This is a genomic window from Mycobacterium sp. DHQP2018-32-09 (assembly GCF_058148405.1).
Genome location: NZ_JBYVYK010000142.1, coordinates 1 through 455, shown reverse-complemented (window position 1 = coordinate 455; position 455 = coordinate 1). Strand labels below are relative to the sequence as shown.

General features: G+C 73.6%; 1 protein-coding gene. It reads left to right on the top strand.

Going from position 1 to position 455, the window contains the following annotated elements:
• A partial coding sequence (locus AC30CM_RS27065) for a DUF222 domain-containing protein (RefSeq protein WP_490119985.1) occupies positions 1-455 on the top strand: 455 nt, incomplete at both ends.

Below are 455 nucleotides of genomic sequence, written 5' to 3'. Positions count from 1 at the left end.
GGGCCCCCAACGCCCCGACGGCCACAGCCGCCTCACCGGCTGGATCACCGCCGAATGCCGCGCCCTGCTCGAACCGCTGCTCGCCAAGTTCGCCGCCACCGACCCCACCCGCGTCACCCCACCCGACTCCACACCGGGAGAAGAGGGTGCGGCAGACGGCAGTGCCGCAGAGGGCGGCGCGGCACCGCAGGGCGCTGCATCTGCGTTTCCGGGGCCGCTGCTCGACGACACCGGCCGCACCCGCGCCCAACGCCACCACGACGCCCTACAGACCATGGCCCGCATGCTGCTGTGCACCAAGGGTCTCGGCGACCTCAACGGCCTGCCCGTCTCGGTCGTGGTCACCACCACCCTGCAAGAACTGCACGCCGGCGCCGGCTACGCCCTCACCGCCGGCGGCACCCGACTCCCCATGCCCGACCTCATCCGCCTGGCCGCCCACGCCCACCACTACC